Genomic DNA, 26,086 nt, shown 5'->3' with positions numbered 1-26,086 from the left:
CAGCGCTCACGGGCGTAGGCTCGCGACGGGCTCACCACCCCAAAGCCCGCCGAAACTCACTGAAAGAGGACCTCACCACCGTGACTGCTCTGACTCTCAGCACCGCCGCCGCGACCGGCCTGCGCGCCGACGCGATCGTCGTCGGTGTCGCGAAGGGCGCTGGATCCAAGGGGGGCCTGGTCGTCGCCCCCGGCGCCGAGGCCGTGGACAAGGCGTACGACGGCAAGCTCGCGTCCGTCCTGGAGACCCTCGGCGCCTCGGGCGGCGAGGGTGAGGTGACGAAGCTTCCCGCGCCGTCCGGTTTCAAGGCCCCGGTCGTCGTCGCGATCGGTCTCGGCGAGGTCCCGGAGAAGGACGAGACGTACGGCACGGACGCCCTGCGCCGCGCCGCCGGTGCCGCCGCGCGCGCCCTGACCGGCTCGAAGAAGGCCGCGTTCGCGCTGCCCGTCGAGGACGCCGAGGGCCTGGGCGCCGTCGCGGAGGGCGCGCTCCTCGGCGCGTACTCCTTCGACGCCTACAAGGACCAGGGCGAGGCCAAGACCAAGAAGAACGGCAAGGACGCCAAGGCGCCGCTCGCCGAGGTCGCCCTGCTCGGCGCCAAGCCCCGCGACAAGGCGCACAAGGCCGCGATCGAGCGCGCCACCGCCGTGGCCGAGGAGCTCAACCGCGCCCGCGACCTGGTCAACACCCCGCCGAACGACCTCAACCCCGAGGCCTTCGCCGCCGTCGCCCAGGCCGCCGGCAAGGAGCACGGCATCAAGGTCCAGGTGCTCGACGAGAAGGCGCTCGCCAAGGGCGGCTTCGGCGGCATCCTCGGCGTCGGCGTGGGCTCCGACGCCCCGCCGCGCCTGGTCAAGCTCTCGTACACGTCGTCCAAGGCGAAGAAGCACCTCGCCTTCGTCGGCAAGGGCATCACGTACGACTCGGGCGGCATCTCGCTGAAGCCCGCCGGTCACAACGAGACCATGAAGTGCGACATGGCCGGTGCCGCCGCCGTCTTCGCGGCCGTCGTCAGCGCCGCGCGCCTGGGCCTCGAGGTGAACGTCACCGGCTGGCTGGCGCTCGCCGAGAACATGCCGTCCGGCTCCGCGACCCGCCCCGGCGACGTCCTGCGGATGTACAGCGGCAAGACCGTCGAGGTCCTGAACACGGACGCCGAGGGCCGCCTGGTCCTGGCCGACGCCATCGCCAAGGCCTCCGAGGACCAGCCCGACGCGATCGTCGACGTGGCGACGCTGACCGGCGCCATGATGATGGCGCTGGGCAACCGCACCTTCGGCATCATGTCCAACGACGACGCCTTCCGTACGTCGGTGCACGAGATCGCCGAGGAGGTCGGCGAGCCGTCCTGGCCGATGCCGCTCCCCGCCGACCTGCGCAAGGGCATGGACTCCCCCACCGCCGACATCGCCAACATGGGCGAGCGCATGGGCGGCGGCCTGGTGGCCGGCCTCTTCCTGCAGGAGTTCGTGGGCGAGGGCATCACCTGGGCCCACCTGGACATCGCGGGCCCGGCCTTCCACGAGGGCGCCCCCTACGGCTACACCCCCAAGGGCGGCACCGGCTCCGCGGTCCGCACCCTGGTCCGGCTGGCCGAGCACACGGCCGCGGGCGACCTGGGCTGATCCGGACACGTCGGGGCGGGGCCCCGGACGCTCCCGCGTCCGGGGCCCCGCCCGATTTCGCCCTCGACGAAATCCGTGTGTTCGAACACAGCGGTGACCCGTCGGGACGGCGGATCAGACGTCTCACAGCCCGGCCCGGCGTCCCGTCTCCCGTCGACAAGTGCGAAGATGGGTTCTCGGCAGGACAGGGCCCCCACCACAGGGCCGAAAAAAGAGCGGCCGAACACCAGCCGACCGACCGGTCGTCCCCCGCGAAAAGGGGTCCGGCGTACGGCGCACATGCATGGAGGACGTGACGTGGCGAACGACGCCAGCACCGTTTTCGACCTAGTGATCCTCGGCGGCGGTAGCGGCGGTTACGCCGCGGCGCTGCGCGGAGCGCAGCTGGGCCTGGACGTCGCCCTGATCGAGAAGAACAAGCTCGGCGGCACCTGCCTGCACAACGGCTGCATCCCCACGAAGGCGCTGCTGCACGCCGGTGAGATCGCCGACCAGGCGCGCGAGGCCGACCAGTTCGGCGTGAAGGCCACCTTCGAGGGCATCGACATGGCCGCCGTCCACAAGTACAAGGACGACGTGATCTCGGGCCTGTACAAGGGCCTGCAGGGCCTCGTGGCCTCCCGCAAGGTGACGTACATCGAGGGCGAGGGCAAGCTCTCGTCGCCGACCTCCGTGGACGTGAACGGCCGACGCGTCCAGGGCCGCCACGTGCTGCTCGCGACGGGCTCCGTGCCGAAGTCGCTGCCGGGCCTGGAGATCGACGGCAACCGCATCATCTCCTCGGACCACGGCCTGACCCTGGACCGCGTGCCGAAGTCCGCGATCATCCTGGGCGGCGGCGTCATCGGCGTCGAGTTCGCCTCGGCCTGGAAGTCCTTCGGGGCCGACGTCACGGTCATCGAGGGCCTGAAGCACCTCGTGCCCGTCGAGGACGAGAACAGCTCCAAGCTCCTTGAGCGCGCGTTCCGCAAGCGCGGCATCAAGTTCAACCTCGGCACGTTCTTCGAGAAGGCCGAGTACACGCAGGACGGCGTCCGCGTGACCCTCGCCGACGGCAAGACCTTCGAGGCCGAGGTCCTCCTGGTCGCCATCGGCCGCGGCCCGGTCTCGCAGGGCCTCGGCTACGAGGAGCAGGGCGTCGCCATGGACCGCGGCTACGTCCTCGTCGACGAGTACATGCAGACCAACGTCCCGACGATCTCGGCCGTGGGTGACCTGGTGCCGACCCTCCAGCTCGCGCACGTCGGCTTCGCCGAGGGCATGCTGGTGGCGGAGCGCCTGGCCGGGCAGAAGCCCGTCCCGGTCGACTACGACGGCGTGCCCCGGGTGACGTACTGCCACCCCGAGGTCGCCTCCGTGGGCATCACCGAGGCCAAGGCCAAGGAGATCTACGGCGCGGACAAGGTCGTCGCCCTCAAGTACAACCTCGCGGGCAACGGCAAGAGCAAGATCCTCAAGACCGCGGGCGAGATCAAGCTCGTCCAGGTCAAGGACGGTGCCGTGGTGGGCGTCCACATGGTGGGCGACCGCATGGGTGAGCAGGTCGGCGAGGCCCAGCTGATCTACAACTGGGAAGCGCTGCCGGCCGAGGTCGCCCAGCTCATCCACGCCCACCCGACCCAGAACGAGGCGCTCGGCGAGGCCCACCTGGCCCTGGCGGGCAAGCCGCTGCACTCCCACGACTGACCTTCTCGCGACCCAGACTTCCTTCCCCAAGCTCTCGGCTTCGCTCGAGCAGGGGAGACCCCATTTTCGTAAGGAGCAACTGAAACCATGGCGGTTTCCGTATCCCTTCCGGCGCTCGGCGAGAGCGTCACCGAGGGCACTGTCACCCGTTGGCTGAAGGCCGAGGGCGAGCGCGTCGAGGCCGACGAGCCGCTGCTCGAGGTGTCGACCGACAAGGTCGACACCGAGATCCCCTCCCCCGCCGCCGGCATCCTGGCCTCCATCAAGGTCGCCGAGGACGAGACGGTCGAGGTCGGCGCCGAGCTCGCCGTCATCGACGACGGCTCCGGCGACGCGGGCGGCTCGGCCGCTCCGGCGCAGGAGGAGGCCCCGGCCGCCCCCGCCCAGGAGGAGGCCCCCCAGCAGCAGGAGGCCCCGGCGCAGGCCGAGGCTCCCGCCGCCCCCGCCCCGTCCGGCGGTTCCGCCGAGGGCACCGAGGTCACCCTGCCCGCGCTCGGCGAGTCGGTCACCGAGGGCACCGTCACCCGCTGGCTGAAGGAGGTCGGCGAGGAGGTCGCGGCCGACGAGCCCCTCCTGGAGGTCTCGACGGACAAGGTCGACACCGAGATCCCCTCGCCGGTCGCGGGCGTGCTGCTCGAGATCGTCGTCGGTGAGGACGAGACCGCCGAGGTCGGCGCCAAGCTCGCCGTCATCGGTGCGCCCGGTGCCGCTCCGGCCCCGGCCAAGGAGGAGGCCCCGGCCGCCCCCGCGCAGGAAGCCCCCAAGCAGGAGGCTCCCCAGCAGGAGGCCCCGAAGCAGGAGGCTCCCCAGCAGGAGGCCCCGAAGCAGGAGGCCGCCCCGGCTCCCGCCGCTCCGGCCGCCCCCGCGCAGGCTCCGGCCGCCCCGGCCAAGCCCGCCGCCGCTGCCCCCGCCCCGGCCCAGCCGGCCGCCCCGGCCGCGCCCGCCGCCCCGGCGCAGTCCACCCCGGCCGACGACGGCGCCTACGTGACCCCGCTGGTCCGTAAGCTCGCGTCCGAGAACGGCGTGAACCTCTCCGAGGTCACCGGCTCCGGTGTCGGCGGTCGCATCCGCAAGCAGGACGTCATCGCCGCCGCCGAGGCCAAGAAGTCGGCCCCGGCCCCGGCCGCCGCCGCTGCCCCGGCCGCCGCCCCGAAGGCCCCGGCCCTCGAGGTCTCGCCGCTCCGCGGCCAGACGGTCAAGATGACCCGCATGCGCAAGGTCATCGGCGACAACATGATGAAGGCGCTGCACTCGCAGGCCCAGCTGACCTCGGTCGTCGAGGTCGACATCACCAAGCTGATGAAGCTGCGCGCCAAGGCGAAGGACGCGTTCGCGGCCCGCGAGGGCGTCAAGCTCTCCCCGATGCCGTTCTTCGTCAAGGCCGCCGCCCAGGCGCTGAAGGCCCACCCGGTCGTCAACGCCCGGATCAACGACGACGAAGGCACCATCACGTACTTCGACGCGGAGAACATCGGCATCGCCGTGGACGCCGAGAAGGGTCTGATGACGCCGGTCATCAAGGGTGCGGGCGACCTGAACATCGCCGGTATCTCCAAGAAGACCGCCGAGCTGGCCGGCAAGGCCCGTGGCGGTGGCCTCACCCCGGACGACATGTCCGGCGCCACCTTCACGATCTCCAACACCGGTTCGCGCGGCGCCCTGTTCGACACGGTCATCGTGCCGCCGAACCAGGCCGCGATCCTCGGCATCGGTGCCACGGTGAAGCGTCCGGTCGTCATCAACCACCCGGACCTCGGCGAGACCATCGCCGTCCGTGACATGACGTACCTGTCGCTCTCCTACGACCACCGTCTGGTGGACGGCGCGGACGCCGCCCGTTACCTGACCGCGGTCAAGGCGATCCTGGAGGCCGGCGAGTTCGAGGTCGAGCTCGGCCTGTAGTCCCGCGGCCCCCGTGGCTGTAAGACTCGTCTCATCAGCGCGTACGCCCCCGCTCGGAGGTTTCCGAGTGGGGGCGTCGCCGTATTGTCTAGGGGTCACTACGCCCTGGGGCGCCTGCCTGCCCCTGCCTGAGGAGCCCACATGACCGCGCCCGTCGTCCATTCGCTGCGCGAACAGATCCGCGAGCACATCGTGGAGGGGATCGTCAGCGGGCGATGGAAGCCGGGCGAGCGCATCGTGGAGCGCCGGATCGCGGTGGAGCTGGAGGTCTCGCAGACCCCCGTGCGTGAGGCGCTGCGGGAGCTGGAGACGCTGCGGCTGATCGAGTCGGCGCCCAACAAGGGCGTACGCGTTCGCAATCTCTCCGCCGCCGACCTGGAGGAGAGCTACCCGGTGCGGGCCGGTCTGGAGGCGATCGCCGCCGAGCTCGCGGCCGGGCGGCTCGCCGAGGACTGCTCGGCCCTCGAACCCCATGTCGCGGCCCTCTACGAGGCGGACCGGGCCTCCGACGGCACGGCCCAGGTCCGGCACACCGTCGGCTTCCACCGGGAACTGGTGCGCGCCGCGGACAACTCCGTCCTCCTGCACACCTGGGAGGGCCTCGGCATCGAGGTCTTCACGGCGCTGTCGATCCGCTGGCTGGGCACGGTCCAGCAGTCCTACGCCGAGGAGCACGAGGCCCTCGTCTCCGCTTTCCGGCGTCGCGACCCGGCCATCGCCGACCTGGTGAAGTCCCACGTGCTGGGCTGCGCGCCGCGCCCGTGACACCCACGCTCATCCGTGGCGCCCCGCCTCCAAACGTGCTCCCACCTGCGTAAACCCTTGCAATCGAAGGCACCGCGTGCCCGCTTTGCTGGCACCGGATGCCTACTTTCTCGTTATGGAGAGGTTTTCGCCTTCAACCCTTTGATCGATCATCGATCACGGAGTTAGAGTCTCCGACGGGCTCTCACCAGAGCCTTACGCCCTGTCCTGCCAAGAACCGGGCACCCCCACCCCTTACCGAACAGGGGACCCCCTCCGACTCAGGAAGGCGGCGACATGACCGACCCCTCCGCAATCCAGCCGAGCGAGCTCGACCAGCTCCCGGACCGCGACCCCGAGGAGACCGCCGAATGGCAGGCCTCCCTGGACGCCGTCACCGAGGCGGCCGGGCCGCACCGTGCCGCGTACCTGATGCGCCGCACGCTGGAGCGTGCCGAGGGCGCGGGCCTGGCGCTGCCCAAGCTCCTCGAGACGGACTACGTCAACACCATCCCCACCTCCGCCGAGCCGGGCATCGACGGCGACGAGGAGATGGAGCGGAAGATCACCGCGTGGAACCGCTGGAACGCGGCCGCGATGGTCACCCGCGGCTCCAAGCACGGCGTCGGCGGCCACATCGCGACCTTCGCGTCCGCGGCCTGGCTGTACGAGACCGGCTTCAACCACTTCTTCAAGGGCAAGGAATCCCAGGAGGCCCCCGGCTCCGGCGACCAGCTCTACATCCAGGGCCACGCCTCCCCCGGCATCTACGCCCGCGCCTTCCTCGACGGCCGCCTGAACGAGGCGCAGCTCGACAACTTCCGGCAGGAGGCGGGCGGCAACGGCCTGCCCTCCTACCCGCACCCGCGCCGCCTGCCCTGGCTGTGGGAGTTCCCGACCGTCTCCATGGGTCTCGGTCCGCTCTCCGCCATCTACCAGGCGCGCTTCAACCGGTACCTCACCAACCGCGGCATCAAGGACGTCTCCGCCTCGCACGTGTGGGCGTTCCTCGGTGACGGCGAGATGGACGAGCCCGAGTCGACGGCGGCCCTCGCACTGGCCGCGCGTGAGGGCCTCGACAACCTCACGTACGTCATCAACTGCAACCTGCAGCGCCTCGACGGCCCGGTCCGCGCCAACTTCCGCGTGGTGCAGGAGCTGGAGGCGCAGTTCCGCGGCGCCGGCTGGAACGTCATCAAGGTCCTGTGGGGCAACGCCTGGGACGAGCTCTTCCAGCTCGACACCAACGGCGCCCTGGTCCGTCGCCTGCGCGAGGTGCCGGACGCGCAGTTCCAGACGTACGCGACGCGCGACGCCGCCTACATCCGCGAGCACTTCTTCGGCTCCGAGCCCGCGCTCGTCGAGCTGGGCAAGCTGCTCAGCGACGACAAGATCAGCGAGTGCTTCCACCTCTCGCGCGGCGGCCACGAGGCCCGCAAGGTCTACGCGGCCTACCGTGCGGCGCTCACCCACACCGGCGCGCCGACCGTGATCCTCGCGCAGACGGTCAAGGGCTTCACCCTCGGCAAGGGCTTCGAGTCCAAGAACGCCAACCACCAGATGAAGAAGCTCACGGTGGACGAGTTCAAGGACATGCGCGACCTCCTCGAACTGCCCATCCCGGACAGCGCGTTCGTCGACGGCCAGGTGCCCTACGGCCACCCGGGCGCCGACTCCCCCGAGGTCCGCTACCTCCAGGAGCGCCGCGCGGCGCTCGGCGGTCCGGCCCCGGCCCGCCGCACGCAGCCGCTCGCCCCGCTGCCCGCCGCCGCGGACAAGACCTTCGCCTCGTTCGACAAGGGCTCGGGCTCGCAGTCGGTGGCGACGACCATGGCGTTCGTACGCCTGGTCAAGGACCTCGTGCGCGACAAGCAGACCGGCAAGCGCTGGGTGCCGATCGTCCCCGACGAGGCGCGCACCTTCGGCATGGAGTCGCTGTTCCCCTCGCTCGGCATCTACTCGCCGAAGGGCCAGACGTACGAGCCGGTCGACCGCGACCAGCTGATGTACTACAAGGAGGCCAAGGACGGCCAGATCCTCAACGAGGGGATCACCGAGGCCGGTTCCATGGCGGACTTCATCGCCGCGTCGTCGTCGTACGCGACGCACGGCGAAGCGATGATCCCGTTCTACATCTTCTACTCGATGTTCGGCTGGCAGCGCACGGCCGACCAGATGTGGCAGCTCGGCGACCAGCTCGGCCGCGGCTTCCTCGTCGGCGCCACCGCGGGCCGCACGACGCTGACGGGTGAGGGTCTGCAGCACGCGGACGGCCACTCGCCGGTGATCGCCGCGACGAACCCCGCCGCGCTCTCGTACGACCCGGCGTTCGCCTACGAGATCGCCGCGATCGTCAAGGAGGGTCTGCGCCGCATGTACGGCGAGGCCGCTCCCGGTGAGGACCAGAACGTCTTCTACTACCTCACCGTCTACAACGAGCCGATGCCGCAGCCCGCGAAGCCCGCGGGTGTCGACGAGGGCATCATCAAGGGCCTGTACCGCTTCAACACGGCCGAGACGGCGGGGCACTCCCCCGCGGCCAACGCCTCGCGCATCCAGCTGATCGGTTCGGGTACGGCCATCCACTGGACCCTCGCCGCGCAGAAGATGCTCGCCGAGGAGTGGGGCGTGGCCGCCGACGTGTGGTCCGCGACCTCCTGGACCGAGCTGCGCCGCGACGCCCTGGAGGCCGACGAGGCCCTCCTGCGCGGCGAGGAGCGGGTGCCCTACATCCGTACGGCGCTCGACGGCGCCCAGGGCCCGGTGCTCGCGGTCTCCGACTACATGCGCCAGGTTCCCGACCAGATCGCGCAGTGGGTCGAGCAGGACTACTCCTCGCTCGGCGCGGACGGCTTCGGCCTCTCCGACACCCGCGACGCCGCCCGCCGCCACTTCGGCATCGACGCGGAGTCGATCGTCGTCGCCGCGCTGGCGCAGCTCGCCCGCCGCGGCGAGGTGCCGGCCTCGGCGGTCAAGGAAGCGCGGGCCAAGTACGGCCTGTAGCCCTCCGGCCTGGTGCGGGCCCCCGTCCACTCCCTCGTCGGGAGCGGGCGGGGGCCCGCTGCCGTTACCGGTAGCGGGCAGCCATCCGTCGGGACGCCTCCGTGAAGCGGGCTCTCAGGGACGGCGGGGCCAGCACCTCCGCCTCCGGGCCGAGGGCCATGAGCTGGGTGTAGGCCACCGTCTCGTTCTCGACGGGCAGCGTCAGCGTGACCCGGCCCTCCTCGTCCGGGGCACCCGCCTCGTCCAGCGCCGCGCGCACGGACACGGCGTCGACGGCGTACGGAAGCTGCCGCAGGCCCGCCTCGGAGAGCCGCACCACGACCTCGGCCCGCAGGATCGCCCGCGCGAACTGCGCGGCCCGCTCGTCCCAGAAGCCCGGCAGGTCGAACTCCTCGTCGCGTACGAAGCGTTCCGCGCCGCCCTCGACCGCGGTGAAGCGGTCGATGCGGTACACACGGAACGAGTCCGTCTCCGGCACCCGTGCGCACAGGTACCAGACGCCCGCCTTGAGCACGAGTCCGTAGGGCTCCAGCTCCCGCTCCACCTCGGTGTCCTCGCGCCGGTAGCGGGCCAGGACGCGCCGGTCGTCCCAGACGGCGTCCGCCAGCGGGGGCAGCAGCTCCGGCGCGGGGATCTCCTTGAACCACCCCGGCGCGTCCAGGTGGAACCGCTGCGCCGCGTTCTGCGAGGCGTCGCGGAGCGAGGGCATCAGCGCCGCCGACACCTTCAGACGGGCCGCCGACGCCGCGTCGTCGAGGCCCATCTCCCGCAGCGCGCCCGGCACCCCGGAGAGGAACAGCGCCTCGGCCTCGCTGCGCCCGAGCCCGGTCAGCCGCGTGCGGTAGCCGCCGACGAGGCGGTAGCCGCCGGTGCGTCCCCGGTCCGCGTAGACGGGGACGCCGGCCTCCGAGAGCGCCTGCGCGTCCCGGGTGATGGTCCGCTCGGAGACTTCGAGTTCGGCGGCGAGCTCGGCGGCGGTCATGGCGGGGCGGGCCTGGAGCAGGAGCACCATCTTGATGAGGCGGGCAGCGCGCATGCGCCCATGATGCCGCGCGCCGATGGGGCGCCCTAGCGGTAGCCCGTGACGTCCGCGGTCGGGCTCTCCTGGTCGACCTCCGTCAGGTAGCGCCAGGCGTCCGGCGCCGAGCCGTCGACGTCCGTGAAGCCGTACTCCTTGGCGAGGCCGCCGCTGGAGAGGGACGCGCCGTTGTGGCGGGCCACGTCCGGGTCGGCGGCGAGGGCGACGAGCGCGCGGCCCACGAACGCGGGCGTCTCGGAGATCGCGAAGTGCGGGTTCTGCGCGGTGCCCGCCCGCCAGTTCTCCTCGGTCACCTTGAAGTGCGTGTCGAGCATCGCCTCGGAGCGCAGCCAGCCGGGCGTCAGGCAGAGCGCCGTGCAGCCGTACTCCTTCACCTCCTCGGCGAGGCCGCGCGCCATGCGCAGCGGGGCCGCCTTGGCGAGGTCGTAGTAGAAGGGCTTGCGGTAGTTGGGGCCGTTGTACGCGGCGGTGCCGTCGGTGACCTCGACGACCAGGCCGCCGGGGTTCCTGATGAGGAGCGGCAGTGCGTACCGGCTGGTGACGATGTGGGTCTCGATGCCCAGGCGCAGGATGCGCAGCCCCTTCTCCAGGTCGTGCTCCCACATCTTCTTGTCCCACTCGACGTGCAGGTCGCCGCCCCAGATGTCGTTGACCAGGACGTCCAGGCGGCCCCGCTCGCGGTCGACGCGCTCGACGAGGGCACGGACCTGCTCGGGTTCCAGGTGGTCGGTGGGGACGGCGACGCCCTTGCCTCCCGCGGCGTCGACCAGTTCGGCGGTCTCCTCGATGGTCTCGGTGGTGCGGCCGGTCTCGCTGACGTGCCCGCGAGTGGTGCGGCCCGTCACGTACACGGTGGCGCCGGCGCGGCCGAGCTCCACGGCCATGGCGCGGCCCGCGCCGCGGGTGGCGCCCGCGACGAGGGCGGTCTTTCCGGTCAGGGGCTGGTTGGTCTCCATGTCCTTGAGGCTTCCATCGAAAGGCGACAACTCCTGTCGGTTTTTCCAAGGGCATGTGCACGCATAACGAGACAGCCGCATTCCGGCGCACTCCGCGTGCGCCCCCACCCTCCAGGACCGATGCTTGTCCCGTGATGGACGAGACGGAGTTCTGGGAGATCGTGGACAGCACCCGCGAGGCCGCCGATGGCGACCCCGAGGACCACGCCGAGCTGCTCGTCGAGAGACTGCTGCAGTACGACCCGGACTCCGTCCTCGACTTCGCCCGTCACTTCGAGGCCCGCTACAACCGCGCCTACCGCTGGGACCTGTGGGGCGCGGCGTCGGTCCTCCTCGGGGGCGCGAGCGACGACGCCTTCGACTACTTCCGGTGCTGGCTGATCGGCCAGGGCCGGGAGGTCTTCGAGGGCGCCGTGCACGACCCGGACGCGCTCGCCGGCCTCCTGGACGACTTCGACGAGGAGCTCGACGGCGACGGCGAGGAACTCGGCTACGCGGCGGACGAGGCGTACGAGCAGCTCACCGGCGACGTCGCCCCCGACCTGGGCCTCCCCGCGGCCCCACCGGAGCCGGTCGGCACACCGGTCGACTTCGAGGACGAGGCGGCGCTCGCGCGGAGCTATCCGAGGCTTTGGGACCGGTTCATGGGGGAGTGAGACGGGTCGCCCTCGAGGGGCGCCCACCCGTGCCTCAGAAGTGCGTGCCGCCGTCGACGCGTATCTCCGTGCCGGTGATGAAGCGGCCGTCGTCCGAGGCGAGCATCGCGACGACGGAGGCGACGGTCTCGGGACCGGCGAAGCCCTGGCCCAGCGCGGGCGCGAGCTTCAGGAAGAGGCTCATGTCGGCGTCTTCGGGCAGGCCGGGGCCGACGCTCTGCCTGCTGGCGCCGGAGCCGTCCGTCATCCCGGAGGAGATGGAGCCGGGCTGCACGGCGGTGAAGCGGATGCCCTGCTTGCCGTACTCGGCGGCGAGGGCGTGCGTCATGGACTGGATGCCGCCCTTGCTCGCCGCGTACGCGGCCATGTACGGGTGGGCGAACTCCGCGGACGTCGAGCTGAAGTTGACGACGGCCGGACCCTCGCCCCGCAGCAGCGCCGGGATCGCCTCACGGATCATCAGGAAGGTGCCGGTGAGGTTGACGGCGACGACCTGGTTGAAGGCGTCGAGGGTGGTCTCGTGGGTGTGCGAGGAGCGCAGGATGCCCGCGGCGTTCACCAGGACGTCCAGGCCGCCGAGCGCGCCGGTGGCGGCGGCGACGGCCGCACGGACCGAGGCCTCGTCGGCGATGTCCACGACGACGGTGGTGAGGCGCTCCGCGGCGGCTCCGGCCTTGGCGACGGTGTCCTTCAGGCCGTCCTCGCTGACGTCGGCGGCGGCCACCGCGCCGCCCTCGGCCAGCATGCGCAGCACGGTCGCCTGACCGATGCCGGATCCGGCGCCGGTGACCAGGGCGCGGCGCCCCTCGTAACGGTTCGGGCTCTGCACGGGGCTCTGCATGGCGTTCTCCCACTCTCCCAACGGACGCGCTTTCGCGCTACACGTTACGCCTGAGTGGCATGTTGTGCCATGTCGGCGCGAAATGCCCACACGTCACGCCCGGCGTAGGCTGCGACGCGTGAACACCACCCCGCCGCCCCTCTCCCTCACGGAGCGCCGCAAGCTGGCCACCCAGCTGGAGATCGCGCACGCCGCCGCCGAACTCTTCACCGCGCACGGGCCCGACGGCACCACCGCCGAGGCCATCGCGGGCCGCGCCGGAGTCGCGCTGCGCACCTTCTACCGGTACTTCCGCAGCAAGCAGGACGCGGTGGGCCCGCTGCTCGCCGTCGGAGGGGAGCGCTGGCGGGCGCTGCTCGCCGCGAGCGAGCCGGGCGCGGGACTGCCCGACGCCCTGCGGAGCGCGGTCGCCGAGGCGCTCTCGGCGCCGGACGAGGCCGCCGGGGCCGGACTGCGACAGGCCCGCGGCCTGCTCCGCGCGGCCGCCGACGACCCGGCGCTACGGGCGGTCTGGTACCGCGTGAACCAGGAGTCCGAGGAGAAGCTGCGGCCCGTTGTGGCGGAACTCGCGGAGCGCGCGGGCGCAAGCGCGCGGCCCCTGGAGATCCGTCTCGCCGCGGCCGCCGCCACGGACGCGATCCGGATCGCCCTGGAGACCTGGGCGGAGACGGACGCCGACGTCACGGGCCCCGGCTCCCCCGCGGACCTCGCGGTGCGGTGCCTGCGGCAGCTCATGGGCGGCATGCGGGTGCTGACGCGGCCGGAGGAGTGAGGGCGGGCCGCCGTCCGGAGCTCTACGTGGTCTCCGGGTCGTACGGGGCCCTGGGTTCCGCCGAGCCGTCCGCCGAACTGTCGGAGCCGTCCTCCGAGCCGTCCGGCAGCCCGTAGGGGCCCGGCGCGAACACCATCAGCGTCACGTCGTCGCGCACGCGCCCCGCGTAACCGACCACGTCCCGCCACACCCGTTCCGCGAGCCCGGCCGGGTCGTCCACGAGCCCGGCGTCGGTCTTGAGCATGGCGACGAGCCGGTCGACCAGCGGATAGAACGCGCCGACGGCGTCCCGCGCCTCGCTCACGCCGTCGGTCAGGCCCACCAGGCGGTCACCGCCGAGCAGGTGAACCGTCAGTTCCTCGGGCGGGGCGAGGCCCGCGATGCCGAGGCCGAGCGGCGGTCCCGACGGCACGTCCAGCTCGGTGACCTCGGCGCCGCGCAGGAGCAGTGGGGGCGGGTGGCCGCAGGAGACGACGCGCACCACGGAGGCGTCGTCGGGGAACTCCAGGAGCACCGCCGTCGCGAACAGTTCCGCGTGCTCCTGCCCCGCCGAGTCGATCACGAGCCTGCGGTCGAGCTGGGCGGCGACCCCCACGAGGTCCGGCTTGTCGAGGACCGCCTCGCGGAACGCGCCGAGCAGCGCGGCGACCGTGCCGACCGCCGCGAGGCCGTGGCCCTGCACGTCGCCGACGATGGCGCGCACCCCGTGCGGCCCCCGGCGTACGTCGAAGAAGTCGCCGCCGACCAGCGACTCGTGCTGCGCCGCCTCGTACAGGCCCGCGCACCGCACCTTGCCGACCCACTCCTGGAGCGGGGGCAGGACCGCGAACTGGGCCGCCTCCGCGACCGTGCGGACCGTCACGAGCTGGGCCTCGCGGCGGCTGCGCACCCACGCGAAGACGACGCTGAGCAGCGAGACGAAGGTGATCGTGAGCTCGTCGCTGTTGCCGGGATGGCCGAGGCCGAAGGTCGGCAGGGAGAGCAGTACGACGACGGCGCCGCCGACCACGGCGGTGGCGGCGGGCCCGTACGAGAGGGCGGCGAGCGGCGGGACGGCCGCGACCAGGAAGCTGAGGTCGACCGTCTTCGGGGTGACCAGCTGGACCAGGAAGATCGCGAGCAGGAGCAGCGGCGGGGGCCAGCGCACCCAGGGCGGGGGTGGCGTCCCGCGCAGCAGCCAGTCGCGCTGGTCCGCGTCGCGCCGTCTGGCCGCAGCCCTGATCATCTCTTCACGCTCCTACGCGCGCGGTGCCTCCGCACGCCGGGCCGGTCCGTCGGGTGCGGCGCGCCGGGCAGGCGTGCGCACCCGTGGAAGGTCGTGGAAGCTCCGCGGGCCGCCCCCGTTCAGAGGAGGCGGCCCATGAGGACGTCGTCGACGTACGCGCCGTCGAGCAGGAACTCGCCGGGCAGTACGCCCTCGATGACGAATCCCTCGGCCTCGTAGAGCTTCCGGGCGGGAGTGTTGTGCCCTAGGACCCGCAGGGTGATGCGTCGGGCGCCCTGCCGGCGTGCCTCGTCCATGGCCGCCCGGATCAGCAGCGTGCCGATGCCACGGCCGCGCACCTCCTCGGCGACGACGAAGCCCTGGATCTGCCGTACATGCGCGTTGACGAGCAGCGGAGTGGGGTAGCCGAGCTTCACATAGCCGACGATCCGGCCGTCCAGCACGACGACCAGATGGTCGTGGGGCCCGAAACGGTCGTTGAAGAACGGCTCGTAGGGGGGCTCGGGACGGGGCTGGACGGCGTGCAGGGTGGACCAGGCGGCGCGGTCGAGGCGGGCGAGCTCGTCGTCGTCCTCGGGGCGTGCGGTGCGTATGTGCATGTCCGACATGGCGCCACTGTACGGCGGCCGGGGGACGCGCCGTTCCGGGCTCGCTCGGCGGGTGCCGTCCCGGCCCCGCGGGGCAGGATGGAACCCATGGAAACCACACAGTCACGCGTCGCCGTGGCCGGCTCCTCCGGGCTCATCGGTACGGCGCTCACCCGCTCGCTCGCCGCCGACGGGCACGACGTGGTGCGCCTGGTGCGCCGGGCGCCCCGCGGCAAGGACGAGGTGCGCTGGGACCCCAAGGAGGGGTACGTCGACACGGCCGGGCTCGCCGGCTGCTCCGCGGTCGTCAATCTCGCGGGCGCGGGCATCGGCGACCACCGCTGGACGGACGCCTACAAGCGGGAGCTGCGGGACAGCAGGGTCCTCGGCACCTCGGCGCTCGCCACCGCCATGGCCTCCCTCGACGAGCCGCCGCGGGTCTTCCTGAACGCCAGCGCGATCGGCTACTACGGAGACACCGGTCGCCGCGCGGTGGACGAGAGCGCGCCCGCGGGGACGGGGTTCCTGCCGTCGCTGTGCGTGGAGTGGGAGGAGGCGACGGCGCCCGCGCGCGAGGCGGGCATCCGGACCGTCATCGCCCGCAACGGCCTCGTGATCGGCAGCGGTGGCGGGGCCTGGGGCCGGCTCTTCCCGCTCTTCAAGGCGGGGCTCGGCGGCCGTCTCGGTGACGGCCGGCAGTTCTGGAGCTACATCTCCCTGCACGACGAGGTGGCCGCGCTGCGCCACCTCATCGACACGGAGTCGCTGTCGGGCCCGGTCAACCTCACGGCGCCCGATCCGCTCACCAACCGCGAGGTGACGGCCGCGATGGGGCGGGTGCTGCACCGGCCCACGCTCTTCCCGGCCCCGGCGCCCGCGCTGCGCGTGGTGCTCGGCGAGATGGCCGGGGACGTCCTCGGCAGCCAGCGGGTGCTGCCGACGCGGCTCCTGGAGTCGGGCTTCACCTTCGCGTTCCCCGGTATCGAGGAGGCGATCCGGTCGGCGTTGACGTGAGGGCGATCCGGTCGACGTCGACGTGCGGCCGCGGGGCGGGTGCCAGTGGCACAGTCACCGGCGTACGCCCCTGCCGGGAAGCGTGCGTCGGCCTTCCGCCGCGGGCTCCCCGCGCCACCGGCGTGCGACCTGTGTGCGACCGTGCCCGGTGCGTGCGCGAGTGCCGCTGACCGGAACCGCTCCTACCCTCGTGCCGAACTCGGGTATTCCAGAGCGCTGTCGGGGCATCAGCTCCTCATCAGCCGCGCGACCTCGGGAGGGGCACGTGCCAGAGCCTGCGCACCATGCGGATGTCGTCATCGTGGGAGCCGGGGCCGCCGGGCTCTCGGCAGCGCATCGGCTGACCAGCGCCGGTGTAACGACCGTGGTCCTGGAGGCCGCCCCTTACGTCGGCGGCCGGATGTCCACCGAGAAGGTCGACGGATTCCGGCTCGACCGGATCGGGCAGCTCCTCACCACCTCGTATCCGGAACTGCGCCGCACCCCGGGGCTCGGCTCCCTCGTGCTGCGCCCCTTCGCCCCGGGCCTCCTGGTCCACAGCGACGGGCGGCACCACCGTGCCGCCGAGCCCAAGGCAGGACGGAGCGCGAGGGGCGCACTCACCACGGCGCGCGCCCTCGCGACCGCCCCCCTCGGCCCCGCGCGTGCCGCCCTGACCCCCGCGCGAACCGCCCCCGGCACGACGTCCCGCCCCGCCCCCCTCGGCACCTCCCTCGACCAGGCCCGGCTCGGCGCCGCCCTGGCCCGCCTCGCCGCGACCCCCGTCGAACGCCTCCTCACCCGGCCCGAACTCCCGGCCCGTGACGCCCTCTCCGCCCGCGGACTGCCCTCCCGCACCATCGACGGCTTTCTGCGCCCGCTGCTCTCCGCGCTGCTCTGCGACCCCGGCCTGACCACGTCGAGCCGGTGCGCGGACCTCGCCCTGCACGCCTTCGCGCGCGGCCGCCTCTGCGTGCCCGAGGGCGGCGCCGACGTCCTGCCCGACCTCCTCGCCGCCACCCTGCCGCCCGGCACGGTCCGCACCGGCGTCCGCGTCACCTCGGTCTCCACGAGCTCCGTCGGAACCGCCGAACACGGGGAGTTCCCGTGCCGCGCCGTCCTCCTCGCCACCGACGCGCGCGCCGCCGCCGAGCTCCTGCCCGGCCTGCGCGTGCCTCCGTTCCACGAGGTGACGGTGTTCCACCACACCGCGCCCGAGCCGCCGCTCGACGGTGCCGCGCTGCTCCTGGACGCGGACCGCGCGGGCCCGGTCGCCCACACCTCGGTCATCAGCCAGGTCGACCCGTCGCGCGCCCCCGCCGACCGCGTCCTGGTCTCCTCGACGGTCCTCGGGCCGCCACCGGACGAGCGCGCCGTACGCACCCACCTCGCCGCGCTCTACGGCACCCCGACGCACCGCTGGGAACTGCTCGCCCTCCACCACACCCGCGAGGCCGTGCCCGCGATGCCGCCCCCGCACGACGTCCGGCGCCCGGTCCGCCTGCTCTCCGGGCTCTACGTCTGCGGGGACCACCGGGACACCAGCACCGTCCAGGGCGCCCTGCACTCGGGGCGGCGCGTGGCGCACGCCGCCCTCACGGACCTGGGCATCACCCCCGCGTGCGCGCAGGAGGCGCTGCCCACGGCGGCCTGACCCGTCCGGTCTCTCGTCCCGCTCCCCCGGAAGCCCCCGCGCCCCCCACGCGGGGGCTTCTCCCCGCACGTGCCCCGGGTCAGCCCAGCGCCGCGACCTTGTCCCGGTAGCCGCGGACCGGCCCCGCGTCCCGGTACGGTTCGAGGCGCCGCTCGAATTCGCGCACGTACTCGTGGGCCCGCGCGGACCGCATCTCCCCCGCCGCCTGCGCGGCTTCCGCGCCCAGCTGGCAGGCGTGCTCCAGCTCGCCGAGACCCAGCCGCGCGGTCGCGAGGACCACCCGGCAGAAGAGGCGGGAGCGCGCGAACGCTGGGGCGCGCAGCTGGAGCGAACGCTCGGCGTACTGGGCCGCGGCCCGGTACTGCTGCAGATCGCGGTAGCTGTGCCCGAACTCGTCCGCCAGCTGCGCCTCGTCGAAGAACCGCGCCCAGTGCGGCACTTCGTCACCCGGCCGGGCCGCCTCCAGGGACCGCTCGGCCCGCGCGAGGGACGCCGTGCAGGCCCGCACCTCGCCGAGCACTCCGTGCCCGCGCGCCTCCGCCGAGTAGAGCAGGGCCTGCACGACGTGCGGCGCCGCGGAGCCGACGCCCTGCTGGGCCACCCGCGCGAGCTGCACGGCCTCGCGTCCATGCCCGAGGTAGACGGCCTGACGGCTCATCGTGACCAGGACGTACGAGCCGTACGCCCGGTCGCCCGCCGCCTGGGACAGGCGCAGCGCCTGGACGTAGTACCGCTGGGCCAGGCCGTGCGCCGCGATGTCGTACGAGGTCCAGCCCGCGAGGCGGGTCAGGTCGGCGGCGGCCGCGAAGAGCCGCCGCCCGGCCTGCTCGCCGTAGACCCCGCGGAGCATCGGCTCGGCCTCGTGCTCCAGGTAGCGGACCAGCGCCTGGCGGGCGTGCCCGCCGCCGTAGGCGTGGTCGAGCGCGCGGAACAGCTCGCCCACGGAGCGCAGCGCCGCGATGTCGCCGTTGCTGACCCGCTGGCCCGGGCCGCGCTCGGGACCCTGCCGCTGCCGGGGCAGTGCGGGGCGACCCTGAGCGGGGACGCGGAGGTGGGACGGGTCGACCTCCCCGCGCCCCACGCGTTCGTCGGGGCGGCCGATGAGCCAGTCCCGGCTGGGCACCACGAGCCCGGCCGGGGTGAACGCGATCTTCCGCAGCTCGGCGTGGCTCCCGGAGTCCTTGCGCCAGAGCCCGCCGACGATGTCGACGGCCTCCTCGGGGCTGGCCGCGAACTCCAGCCCCGCGTACACCGGGGCGCACGCGTCGAGACCGAGGTCCTGGGCGGACAGGCGCCGCCCGAGCCGTCTGGTGAAGACCTCGGCGATCAGCGCGGGTGTGGTGCCTCTGGGCTGCTGCCCGCGCAGCCACCGGGTCACTGATGTCTTGTCGTAACGCAGGTCGAGACCGTGCTCGAGCCCCAGCTGGTCGACACGGCGCGCGAGGCCCGCATTGGAGAACCCGGCTTCCGCGATGAGCGCGGCTAGCTGGCGGTTGGGGGTGCGCTGCGGGGGTCGTTCCGTCATCGGCTGTGCGGTCTCCTGCCTTCCGGACCTGCTGTGAGCAGCCCTTATGGCCTCGTGAACGGCGTGAATGTAGCGGCCATCACGGCCTGCGGACGCACCTTCCTCCGGCATTCATCCGATCGTGTGAGGAACCCGGGCCGAGGTTGCCACCGGAGGGGGCCCGTACAGTGGCAGGGGCGCGATATGTGCACGGTGAACGTTCAGGGAGGAACCTGCCGTGAGTGAGTTTCGGTTCGTCCGGCTGGGCTTCGGCCCGGACTTCGTGGAGTACCAGGAGGCCTGGGACGAGCAGCGCCGTGTGCACGCGGCCCGTTTCGCCGACGAGGCCCCGGACACCTGCCTTCTCCTGGAGCATGCTCCGGTCTACACCGCGGGACGCAGGACCGAGGCGAGCGAGCGTCCGCTGGACGGCACCCCCGTCGTCGACGTGGACCGCGGCGGCAAGATCACCTGGCACGGCCCGGGCCAGCTGGTGGGCTATCCCATCCAGAAGCTGCCCCGGCCGGTGGACGTCGTAGCACACGTACGCCGTCTGGAAGAGGCTCTTATCCGTACGTGTGCGGAGTTCGGTCTGGAGACCAGCCGCGTCGAGGGACGCAGCGGCGTCTGGGTCCTCGGCGACCCGGTGGAGCAGCGCCCCGCGCTCGGCGGGCTCTCCCTGGACTTCGACCCGCGCCTCCAGGACGACGAGTTCGACGCCCGGTTCAACGGCCCGGAGTACGCCCCGTCCAACGCGGGCCAGCGCCGCGAGGACCGCAAGATCGCCGCGATCGGCATCCGCGTCGCCAAGGGCGTCACGATGCACGGCTTCGCGCTGAACGTGAACCCGGACAACACCTGGTTCGACCGGATCATCCCGTGCGGCATCCGCGACGCGGGCGTGACATCCCTCTCGTACGAGCTGGACCGCGAGGTCACCATCGCCGACGTGCTGCCCGTCGCCGAGCGGCACCTGCGCGACGTGCTGGAGAACGCGGAGCTCAAGCCGCGCCTCGTCGAGAAGCCGGTGGCGAGCGGGGAGCGGACGACGGAGCCGGCCTCCGCTTGACGGAGCCCCCCGGCCCGGGGAATGGACCCCGTTGGCCAGAGGTTGGCCGGAAGTAAGCCCAACGACATCACGGGCGTACCCTGGTGTGCGCCGAAGAATCGAAGCTACAGGGAGCCGATGTGTCCGCAGTCGCACCCGACGGACGCAAGATGCTGCGCCTGGAGGTCCGGAACGCCCAGACCCCCATCGAGCGCAAGCCCGAGTGGATCAAGACCCGGGCGAAGATGGGCCCCGAGTACAACGCCCTGCAGAAACTCGTGAAGAGCGAGGGGCTGCACACGGTCTGCCAGGAGGCGGGCTGTCCGAACATCTACGAGTGCTGGGAAGACCGCGAGGCCACGTTCCTCATCGGCGGCGACCAGTGCACGCGGCGCTGTGACTTCTGCCAGATCGACACCGGCAAGCCGCAGGCCCTCGACCGCGACGAGCCCCGCCGCGTCGGCGAGTCCGTCGTCACGATGGACCTGAACTACGCCACGATCACCGGCGTCGCCCGCGACGACCTGGAGGACGGCGGCGCCTGGCTCTACGCGGAGACCGTCCGCCAGATCCACGCGATGACGGCGGAGCGCGCCGAGGGCTACACCAAGGTCGAGCTGCTCATCCCGGACTTCAACGCCGACCCCGACCAGCTGGCCGAGGTCTTCTCGTCCCGCCCCGAGGTCCTCGGGCACAACGTCGAGACGGTCCCGCGCATCTTCAAGCGGATCCGCCCCGGCTTCCGGTACGAGCGCTCCCTGGAGGTCATCACCAGGGCCCGCGAGGCCGGCCTGGTCACCAAGTCCAACCTGATCCTGGGCATGGGCGAGACCCGCGAAGAGGTCAGCGAGGCACTGCGCCAGCTGCACGAGGCGGGCACCGAACTCATCACGATCACCCAGTACCTGCGCCCCACGCCGCGCCACCACCCCGTCGAGCGCTGGGTCAAGCCCGCCGAGTTCGTGGAGCTGAAGGAGGAGGCCGAGCAGATCGGCTTCTCGGGCGTCATGTCGGGCCCGCTGGTCCGCTCCTCGTACCGCGCGGGCCGCCTGTACCAGATGGCGATCGAGAAGCGGGGCGCGTACGTGGCCTCGCAGGCGCTCTGACGCCGACGTCATCCGGCGCCTCGCCGGTGACGGGGGCACATGCCGGTCGCGCACGCACCGTGTGAATCCGCGCACAAGTGACTACCCACTAGTAGAACCCGCAACGACGCGGTCCGCACGATCCCGCAGGTGACGGGGGTGTACGGGCCGCGTCAGCGTTTTGGGGCCCGGCGTCAGGGTTTCATCGGTGTTTGACCGCCCGGACACGCCCTGGTAACACCAGTCAGTGACTCTGGTACTACCGCACGTACAGCCTTACCCATAGCCGCTCCCCCCACCCGAGCCGCTCCCCAGGAGGGCCCCATCATGCAGGCCGCGCCCGTTCGCGCCACCGCGATCCCGTCCGTCTCCGAAGCCCTGCGCGCCGTCGAGTCGCTGCTGATGAGCGGCGGCCAGCGCACCGCGCGGCGCAACGCCTGGACTTCCGTACTGGAAGACCGGCGCCGCGCCAAGGACCGGGTCGACGCCCTGCGCGTGCTCGAAGAGGCCGTGACCACCCGCACGTCGTAGCCGCCCGCGGAGCCACGTAGACTTCACGGCATGGCGAGGAAGGAATCCACCGCGGCGGATGCGGCCGCGGAGCCAGGGCGACTCAAGCAGATCGCTCTGACCTACAAGATGACCCGGCGGGCCGACTCCAAAATCGGCCTGATCATCGCGGCTGTGGGAATCGTCACCTTTGGTGTCTTCCTCGCGATCGGCTTCTTGATCGGCCACCCGATCTACCTGGGCATTCTCGGTTTCCTGCTCGCCTTCCTCGCGATGGCGATCGTCTTTGGACGCAGGGCCGAGCGCGCCGCCTTCGGGCAGATGGAAGGCCAGCCCGGTGCGGCGGCCGCGGTGCTCGACAAGGTCGGCCGCGGCTGGACGACGACCCCCGCGGTCGCGATGAACCGCAGCCAGGACGTGGTGCACCGCACCGTCGGCAAGGCAGGCATCGTGCTGGTCGCCGAGGGCAACCCGAACCGCGTGAAGGGCCTGCTGGCCGCCGAGAAGCGGAAGATGGCGCGCATCGTGGCGGACGTCCCGGTGCACGACGTCATCGTCGGCACCACCGACGACACGGTCTCCCTGAAGAAGCTGCGCACGACGCTCCTGAAGCTCCCGCGCGTCCTCACGGGCCCGCAGGTCACCGCGACGAACGACCGGTTGCGGGCGATGGGCGACCTCATGTCCAACATGCCGCTGCCGAAGGGGCCCATGCCGAAGGGCGTGAAGGGCGCTCGCCCGCCCAAGTCCTCGCGTTGACGAGTTCCGGCCTCACCTCTCCCGTCTGATGCATGAGCGGGAGAGGTGAGGACGCGTCAGTGGGACGCCCGCGATGGGGCAGGCAGCCCTTTCGTTCGGATCTTGCGAGGCTTGCCATACTTGCCGAGTGGAGATGCAAGCCGAGGAAGCGGCGCGGCGATGGCTGGCTGATCAGGGCGTCGTCCAGGTGCGCGACGGGTGGGTGAGCGAGGAGAAGCCGTACACGTCGCTGACCGCCGGCCAGGTGGCGCACTCCTGGGCCGGTGATGTGTTCACCGAAGACCTGGATGCAGCCGACCAGGTGCGGTTGGCCTTCGGGCTGCTGGACCTCCTCGACGAGTACTGGGTCACGTGCGAGATCCGGTTCGCGAACGAGGACCCGGACGGCCCCCTGCCGGCCGACGTGCTGTGGGACGGCTACCGCCAACGCCTCGAGGCGGACCGGGATGCCGAAACCGTCACCTACTCGCTGTGGGTGGACTGGTTCGAGGACAGCACCACGTCCGCGACGGCCTTCGCCGAGGTTCTCGGGAACGATGTCGACCGGGTGGTGGCCGACCCGTCGGAGGCCTCGCTGCGCCGGGCCCGTCGGGTTCTGGAGTGTTCGGGACCGGTGCGCTGGACGGTGAAGGAGCTGACGTACCGCACCGCCCTGCGGCTTCCTCCTCTGCACCCGGCCGTCTTCCGCGGCCTTTTGGCGAGTTTCCATGACGTCTACGGAGACCTGGAGCCAGCTGCCGCACTGAGCCTCCTCGGTCGGCTGGACCTCCCGGCAGACACCCAGCACCTCGCCGAACTGCGCCACGTGCTCGCCGCGGGGCACAAGAACCACTACCGCAGTCCTGGCGCCTGGGACGAAGCTCTTCGCTCCTGCTCCTGAGTCGTTCACCGCGCGTCGGTCAAAGCCACGCCGACGTGAGCCGATACGGGCCGTCAGCACCGCCCACCGCTCACATGTCTGTCAGAGCCTGTCTTTGAACCCCCGTCGTCCGCGCGGAGCGCGGGCGCAGCGGCGGTCGGTGCGTGCGATCGGTGTGCGGAGTCCGAGGTCATGTGGCGGAGCCACCTGTCCTTGGACTCCGTGCGCCATGGGGGTCCCCCCTGCTCGAGCGCAGCCGAGAGCTTGGGGGAGTGCGTGCCGGGCGTCGGGGCGCAGGCGGGGGTTCAAAGACAGGCTCTCAGTCGAGGGTGTGGTTCGTCAGGACGTGGTCGGCGGTCTGCAGCAGGGGCTGATTGTGGCGGAAGGCGTGGGCCCGCAGGCGGGCCAGGGCGTCGTCGGTGCTGAGGCTGTCCTTCTCGGCGAGGATGCCGGCGGCCACGTGGACGCTGGCCGGGTAGCCCTGCGGGCCGGGCCGGGCGTGGCGGACTTCGGCGGTCAGCAGGTGGGGGTGCTCGTCGAGGGTGAGCAGGGCCAGGATGCGGGCGTAGACGTGGGCGCGGGCTCGGTGCCGGGGGGTGAGGGCGCCGGGTGCGGTGCGGTAGAAGTCGACGGCGCCGAACCGCAGCGCGCCGACGGCCAGGGGGAACGCGGTGACGCTGCGCATGTGCTGGTCGGCCGCGGCCTGGGTGAACACGGGCCACCGTTCGAAGGCGTGGTGCAGATCGGCTTCTTCGACGGCTGCACCCTTGGCGTAGGCGTCGGTGCAGGGGCCTTCTCCGGAGATGAGCTGGGCGTCCTCCATGCGTTTGGCGCGGTCGTCGCTGGCGTAACCCAGCATGCGCAGGTCATCCGCGACGACCAGGGTGATGCCCAGGCAGTCGGCGTGGACGTCCGCGGCGGCCGCCTGGCAGGCCGCGCTCAGGGTGACATCGCCGTTGGCGGTGGTGGTGATGCGGCGCCAGGCGGCACTGTGGTCGTCGTCATGCATGGGGCATCCCAACGGGTCGGGGATGTGGCTGCCGCACCAGGGCTGGTGCGGCCCGGTGACTTGCCGGTCAGGGCGGTGGAATCTCGCTGGTGTCGATCTCTCCGGTGACCACCTGGCGGCTCACTTCGGAGAGCCGCAGATGGTTCCTGCGGGCGTGCCGGCGCAGCGCGTCGAATGCGGCATCGAGACTGGTGTTCCAGCGTTCCGTGAGGATGCCCTTGGCCTGTTCGATGACGATGCGGCTGGACAGGGCGGCCTGCAGCTGGGACCTTTCCTGGTTGCCGTGGGCGATGGTGCGGTGCTGCAGGATCGCGATGGTCGCCACGTCCGCCAGCGCCTGGGCCACGCGCGCGTCGGCGCTGGACAGGTCTTGCCGACGCGTGTGGAAGAGGTTCATCGCGCCGACGGACCGCTCGCGCAGGCGCATCGGCAGCGCATGGGTCACGGCGAAACCAGCCTGGTGGGCCTGCTCGGTGAACCGCGGGAAGCTGTCGGTCTGTGCGGGCGAGCCGAGGTCGACGTTGAGCCGGGCGACGCCGTCGCGGTGACACTCCACGCAGGGCCCCTCCTCGTACTGGAGCGCGAAGAGTTCCAGCAGCCGGGCGTGCTCGTCCGAGGCGGCGATCAGCTGCAGCCGGCCGCCCGGGTCGGCGAGCATGACGCCCACCGCCGACACGTCGAGCAGATCGGCGCAGCGGGCGCACAGCGTGTGCAGGAGATCGATCAAATCGAAGTCGTCGACCAGCGTGTCGACGGCATCGAGGACGGCCGCCAGCAGGCGTTCCTCACGAGTCATGACTCTTTCATCCCTTCACCGGTCGGACACGCCCGGCCCGTCTTGATCCTTGCGGAAGTGCACCCGCCGGGCCACCACGTCCTCGGCGACCTCCACCAACGGCCGGCCGCAGGCGAAGGCGTAGGCGCGCAGCCGCACCAGCGCCTGGGCCAGAGTGGTCTTCGCCTGCACACTGATCATCCCGGCGGCCTGGTGCACCCTCGCCCGGTACAACACCGAGTCCCCCTTGGCATCGGAAGCGGCCCACTGCTGCGCGCCGTCCGCCAGTACGGCGGTCAGCACCCCCGCCACCAGCCACGCATTGGTCCACTGCGTCTCCGTCAGCGGGCCGGGCACCGCACGCTGCAGGGTCAACGTGCCCAGGCAGGCACCGCCGAGCAGCAGCGGAAAACTGAACACCGCCCCCACGCCCAGTCCGATGGTCTCCGGCAGCAGGACAGGCCACCGGTCGCACGCGACCTGCGCCAGGTCGGGCTCGGCCACCGGCACACTCGTCGCGGCCGCCTCCAGACCCGGGCCCTGGCCGAGGGTGTACTGCAGATCCTCCAGCCGGGCACTCGTCCCGGGGGTCGACCACACCATCTCTCCCAGGTCGCCGGTGATCGGCACCGAGACGGCGACGCCGTCGACGCCGAGCACCCGCGCACACCGCGCCGCGTCAACGCCGATCAACTCCCTGCCACCGGACGAGGCGCGCAGGTCCCCCAGCACAGCAGCCAAGTCACCCTTGGATGCCATGCCCGTCACCTCCCGTACCGTTCCGGCCCACAGCGTGCCCAGCCTAGTGCGCCCCTCATCGACAGCACCACTGTCACCGCCGCGGACGGCAGCAA

Annotated in this window: 23 protein-coding genes; 14 read left to right on the top strand and 9 right to left on the bottom strand. The window is 72.1% G+C overall.

Features of this window, described 5'->3' with window-relative positions:
• Nucleotides 1–80 precede the first annotated feature (80 nt).
• The 5 genes from ACZ69I_RS03915 to aceE all read left to right on the top strand — a co-directional run bounded on the left by ACZ69I_RS03915 (nt 81) and on the right by aceE (nt 8,960).
• Nucleotides 81–1,625: a leucyl aminopeptidase gene (locus tag ACZ69I_RS03915; protein ID WP_467668346.1), complete on the top strand. Its 1,545-nt coding sequence runs from the start codon at nt 81–83 to the stop codon at nt 1,623–1,625.
• 297 nt (nt 1,626–1,922) lie between these two features.
• Nucleotides 1,923–3,311, top strand: a complete 1,389-nt coding sequence (lpdA, locus tag ACZ69I_RS03910; protein ID WP_467668348.1) for a dihydrolipoyl dehydrogenase — start codon at nt 1,923–1,925, stop codon at nt 3,309–3,311.
• Between the two features lie 87 nt (nt 3,312–3,398).
• A complete protein-coding gene (sucB, locus tag ACZ69I_RS03905; protein ID WP_470830391.1) occupies nt 3,399–5,213 on the top strand; it encodes a 2-oxoglutarate dehydrogenase, E2 component, dihydrolipoamide succinyltransferase in 1,815 nt (604 codons plus the stop codon).
• Nucleotides 5,214–5,354: 141 nt separating this feature from the next.
• Complete coding sequence (locus ACZ69I_RS03900; protein ID WP_467668352.1) at nt 5,355–5,978, top strand: GntR family transcriptional regulator; 624 nt, start codon at nt 5,355–5,357, stop codon at nt 5,976–5,978.
• 276 nt (nt 5,979–6,254) lie between these two features.
• Complete coding sequence (gene aceE, locus ACZ69I_RS03895) at nt 6,255–8,960, top strand: pyruvate dehydrogenase (acetyl-transferring), homodimeric type (RefSeq protein WP_467668354.1); 2,706 nt, start codon at nt 6,255–6,257, stop codon at nt 8,958–8,960.
• Between the two features lie 64 nt (nt 8,961–9,024).
• On the opposite strand, the gene ACZ69I_RS03890 is transcribed toward aceE, so the two are convergent.
• Both ACZ69I_RS03890 and ACZ69I_RS03885 read right to left on the bottom strand, forming a co-directional pair.
• Nucleotides 9,025–9,996: a helix-turn-helix transcriptional regulator gene (locus tag ACZ69I_RS03890; protein WP_467668356.1), complete on the bottom strand. Its 972-nt coding sequence runs from the start codon at nt 9,994–9,996 to the stop codon at nt 9,025–9,027.
• 32 nt (nt 9,997–10,028) lie between these two features.
• On the bottom strand, nt 10,029–10,955 hold the full coding sequence (locus ACZ69I_RS03885) for an SDR family oxidoreductase (RefSeq protein ID WP_467668358.1): 927 nt from the start codon (nt 10,953–10,955) through the stop codon (nt 10,029–10,031).
• A 134-nt stretch (nt 10,956–11,089) separates the two neighbouring features.
• Here ACZ69I_RS03885 and ACZ69I_RS03880 point away from each other — a divergent pair, with 134 nt between their 5' ends.
• The gene (locus ACZ69I_RS03880) at nt 11,090–11,611 is read left to right on the top strand and encodes a DUF4240 domain-containing protein (RefSeq protein WP_467670739.1); all 522 of its coding nucleotides are present in this window, start codon (nt 11,090–11,092) and stop codon (nt 11,609–11,611) included.
• Nucleotides 11,612–11,645: 34 nt separating this feature from the next.
• Here ACZ69I_RS03880 and ACZ69I_RS03875 read toward each other — a convergent pair whose 3' ends face one another.
• Nucleotides 11,646–12,452, bottom strand: a complete 807-nt coding sequence (locus tag ACZ69I_RS03875; protein ID WP_467668360.1) for an SDR family NAD(P)-dependent oxidoreductase — start codon at nt 12,450–12,452, stop codon at nt 11,646–11,648.
• Nucleotides 12,453–12,570: 118 nt separating this feature from the next.
• Between ACZ69I_RS03875 and ACZ69I_RS03870 the strand changes: the two genes are divergently transcribed.
• Complete coding sequence (locus ACZ69I_RS03870) at nt 12,571–13,224, top strand: TetR family transcriptional regulator (RefSeq protein ID WP_467668362.1); 654 nt, start codon at nt 12,571–12,573, stop codon at nt 13,222–13,224.
• Nucleotides 13,225–13,246: 22 nt separating this feature from the next.
• Here ACZ69I_RS03870 and ACZ69I_RS03865 read toward each other — a convergent pair whose 3' ends face one another.
• Nucleotides 13,247–14,449, bottom strand: a complete 1,203-nt coding sequence (locus ACZ69I_RS03865; protein ID WP_470830390.1) for a PP2C family protein-serine/threonine phosphatase — start codon at nt 14,447–14,449, stop codon at nt 13,247–13,249.
• 119 nt (nt 14,450–14,568) lie between these two features.
• Complete coding sequence (locus ACZ69I_RS03860) at nt 14,569–15,057, bottom strand: GNAT family N-acetyltransferase (RefSeq protein WP_470830389.1); 489 nt, start codon at nt 15,055–15,057, stop codon at nt 14,569–14,571.
• 78 nt (nt 15,058–15,135) lie between these two features.
• On the opposite strand from ACZ69I_RS03860, the gene ACZ69I_RS03855 reads away from it, so the two are divergent.
• The gene (locus tag ACZ69I_RS03855) at nt 15,136–16,050 is read left to right on the top strand and encodes a TIGR01777 family oxidoreductase (RefSeq protein ID WP_470830388.1); all 915 of its coding nucleotides are present in this window, start codon (nt 15,136–15,138) and stop codon (nt 16,048–16,050) included.
• Nucleotides 16,051–16,315: 265 nt separating this feature from the next.
• Entirely contained in the window at nt 16,316–17,683 is a 1,368-nt protein-coding gene (locus tag ACZ69I_RS03850; RefSeq protein ID WP_470830387.1) for an NAD(P)/FAD-dependent oxidoreductase, read from the top strand.
• A gap of 79 nt (nt 17,684–17,762) precedes the next feature.
• On the opposite strand, the gene ACZ69I_RS03845 is transcribed toward ACZ69I_RS03850, so the two are convergent.
• Complete coding sequence (locus ACZ69I_RS03845; protein WP_467668372.1) at nt 17,763–19,208, bottom strand: regulator; 1,446 nt, start codon at nt 19,206–19,208, stop codon at nt 17,763–17,765.
• A gap of 217 nt (nt 19,209–19,425) precedes the next feature.
• On the opposite strand from ACZ69I_RS03845, the gene lipB reads away from it, so the two are divergent.
• From lipB to ACZ69I_RS03820, 5 genes are all read left to right on the top strand, one after another.
• Entirely contained in the window at nt 19,426–20,256 is an 831-nt protein-coding gene (lipB, locus tag ACZ69I_RS03840) for a lipoyl(octanoyl) transferase LipB (protein WP_470830386.1), read from the top strand.
• Between the two features lie 119 nt (nt 20,257–20,375).
• Nucleotides 20,376–21,341: a lipoyl synthase gene (locus tag ACZ69I_RS03835; RefSeq protein ID WP_467668376.1), complete on the top strand. Its 966-nt coding sequence runs from the start codon at nt 20,376–20,378 to the stop codon at nt 21,339–21,341.
• 306 nt (nt 21,342–21,647) lie between these two features.
• Nucleotides 21,648–21,851 carry an SCO2195 family GlnR-regulated protein gene (locus ACZ69I_RS03830; protein WP_389712863.1) on the top strand — a complete coding sequence of 68 codons (204 nt, stop codon included), beginning with the start codon at nt 21,648–21,650 and terminating at the stop codon, nt 21,849–21,851.
• Nucleotides 21,852–21,881: 30 nt separating this feature from the next.
• Nucleotides 21,882–22,589 carry a DUF4191 domain-containing protein gene (locus ACZ69I_RS03825; RefSeq protein WP_467668379.1) on the top strand — a complete coding sequence of 236 codons (708 nt, stop codon included), beginning with the start codon at nt 21,882–21,884 and terminating at the stop codon, nt 22,587–22,589.
• A 133-nt stretch (nt 22,590–22,722) separates the two neighbouring features.
• Entirely contained in the window at nt 22,723–23,469 is a 747-nt protein-coding gene (locus ACZ69I_RS03820) for a hypothetical protein (RefSeq protein ID WP_470830654.1), read from the top strand.
• 298 nt (nt 23,470–23,767) lie between these two features.
• On the opposite strand, the gene ACZ69I_RS03815 is transcribed toward ACZ69I_RS03820, so the two are convergent.
• The 3 genes from ACZ69I_RS03815 to ACZ69I_RS03805 all read right to left on the bottom strand — a co-directional run bounded on the left by ACZ69I_RS03815 (nt 23,768) and on the right by ACZ69I_RS03805 (nt 25,991).
• Entirely contained in the window at nt 23,768–24,457 is a 690-nt protein-coding gene (locus tag ACZ69I_RS03815; protein ID WP_470830385.1) for a GAF and ANTAR domain-containing protein, read from the bottom strand.
• Nucleotides 24,458–24,524: 67 nt separating this feature from the next.
• Entirely contained in the window at nt 24,525–25,253 is a 729-nt protein-coding gene (locus ACZ69I_RS03810; protein WP_467668385.1) for an ANTAR domain-containing protein, read from the bottom strand.
• Between the two features lie 15 nt (nt 25,254–25,268).
• Nucleotides 25,269–25,991, bottom strand: coding sequence for an ANTAR domain-containing protein (locus ACZ69I_RS03805; RefSeq protein ID WP_467668387.1), 723 nt, complete (start codon nt 25,989–25,991; stop codon nt 25,269–25,271).
• Nucleotides 25,992–26,086: the final 95 nt, after the last annotated feature.

The organism is Streptomyces sp. NPDC036815 (assembly GCF_055609205.1).
This window is presented reverse-complemented; position numbering and strand designations above follow the sequence as displayed.

Bases quoted from the DNA above. Each gene is read 5' to 3' on its own strand.
- sucB (WP_470830391.1), top strand. From the start codon at position 3,399: ATGGCGGTTTCCGTATCCCTTCCGGCGCTCGGCGAGAGCGTCACCGAG.
- ACZ69I_RS03900 (WP_467668352.1), top strand. From the start codon at position 5,355: ATGACCGCGCCCGTCGTCCATTCGCTGCGCGAACAGATCCGCGAGCAC.
- aceE (WP_467668354.1), top strand. From the start codon at position 6,255: ATGACCGACCCCTCCGCAATCCAGCCGAGCGAGCTCGACCAGCTCCCG.
- ACZ69I_RS03890 (WP_467668356.1), bottom strand. From the start codon at position 9,996: ATGCGCGCTGCCCGCCTCATCAAGATGGTGCTCCTGCTCCAGGCCCGC.
- ACZ69I_RS03885 (WP_467668358.1), bottom strand. From the start codon at position 10,955: ATGGAGACCAACCAGCCCCTGACCGGAAAGACCGCCCTCGTCGCGGGC.
- ACZ69I_RS03880 (WP_467670739.1), top strand. From the start codon at position 11,090: ATGGACGAGACGGAGTTCTGGGAGATCGTGGACAGCACCCGCGAGGCC.
- ACZ69I_RS03875 (WP_467668360.1), bottom strand. From the start codon at position 12,452: ATGCAGAGCCCCGTGCAGAGCCCGAACCGTTACGAGGGGCGCCGCGCC.
- ACZ69I_RS03865 (WP_470830390.1), bottom strand. From the start codon at position 14,449: ATGATCAGGGCTGCGGCCAGACGGCGCGACGCGGACCAGCGCGACTGG.
- ACZ69I_RS03860 (WP_470830389.1), bottom strand. From the start codon at position 15,057: ATGTCGGACATGCACATACGCACCGCACGCCCCGAGGACGACGACGAG.
- ACZ69I_RS03855 (WP_470830388.1), top strand. From the start codon at position 15,136: ATGGAACCCATGGAAACCACACAGTCACGCGTCGCCGTGGCCGGCTCC.
- ACZ69I_RS03845 (WP_467668372.1), bottom strand. From the start codon at position 19,208: ATGACGGAACGACCCCCGCAGCGCACCCCCAACCGCCAGCTAGCCGCG.
- ACZ69I_RS03830 (WP_389712863.1), top strand. From the start codon at position 21,648: ATGCAGGCCGCGCCCGTTCGCGCCACCGCGATCCCGTCCGTCTCCGAA.
- ACZ69I_RS03825 (WP_467668379.1), top strand. From the start codon at position 21,882: ATGGCGAGGAAGGAATCCACCGCGGCGGATGCGGCCGCGGAGCCAGGG.
- ACZ69I_RS03820 (WP_470830654.1), top strand. From the start codon at position 22,723: ATGCAAGCCGAGGAAGCGGCGCGGCGATGGCTGGCTGATCAGGGCGTC.
- ACZ69I_RS03815 (WP_470830385.1), bottom strand. From the start codon at position 24,457: ATGCATGACGACGACCACAGTGCCGCCTGGCGCCGCATCACCACCACC.
- ACZ69I_RS03810 (WP_467668385.1), bottom strand. From the start codon at position 25,253: ATGACTCGTGAGGAACGCCTGCTGGCGGCCGTCCTCGATGCCGTCGAC.
- ACZ69I_RS03805 (WP_467668387.1), bottom strand. From the start codon at position 25,991: ATGGCATCCAAGGGTGACTTGGCTGCTGTGCTGGGGGACCTGCGCGCC.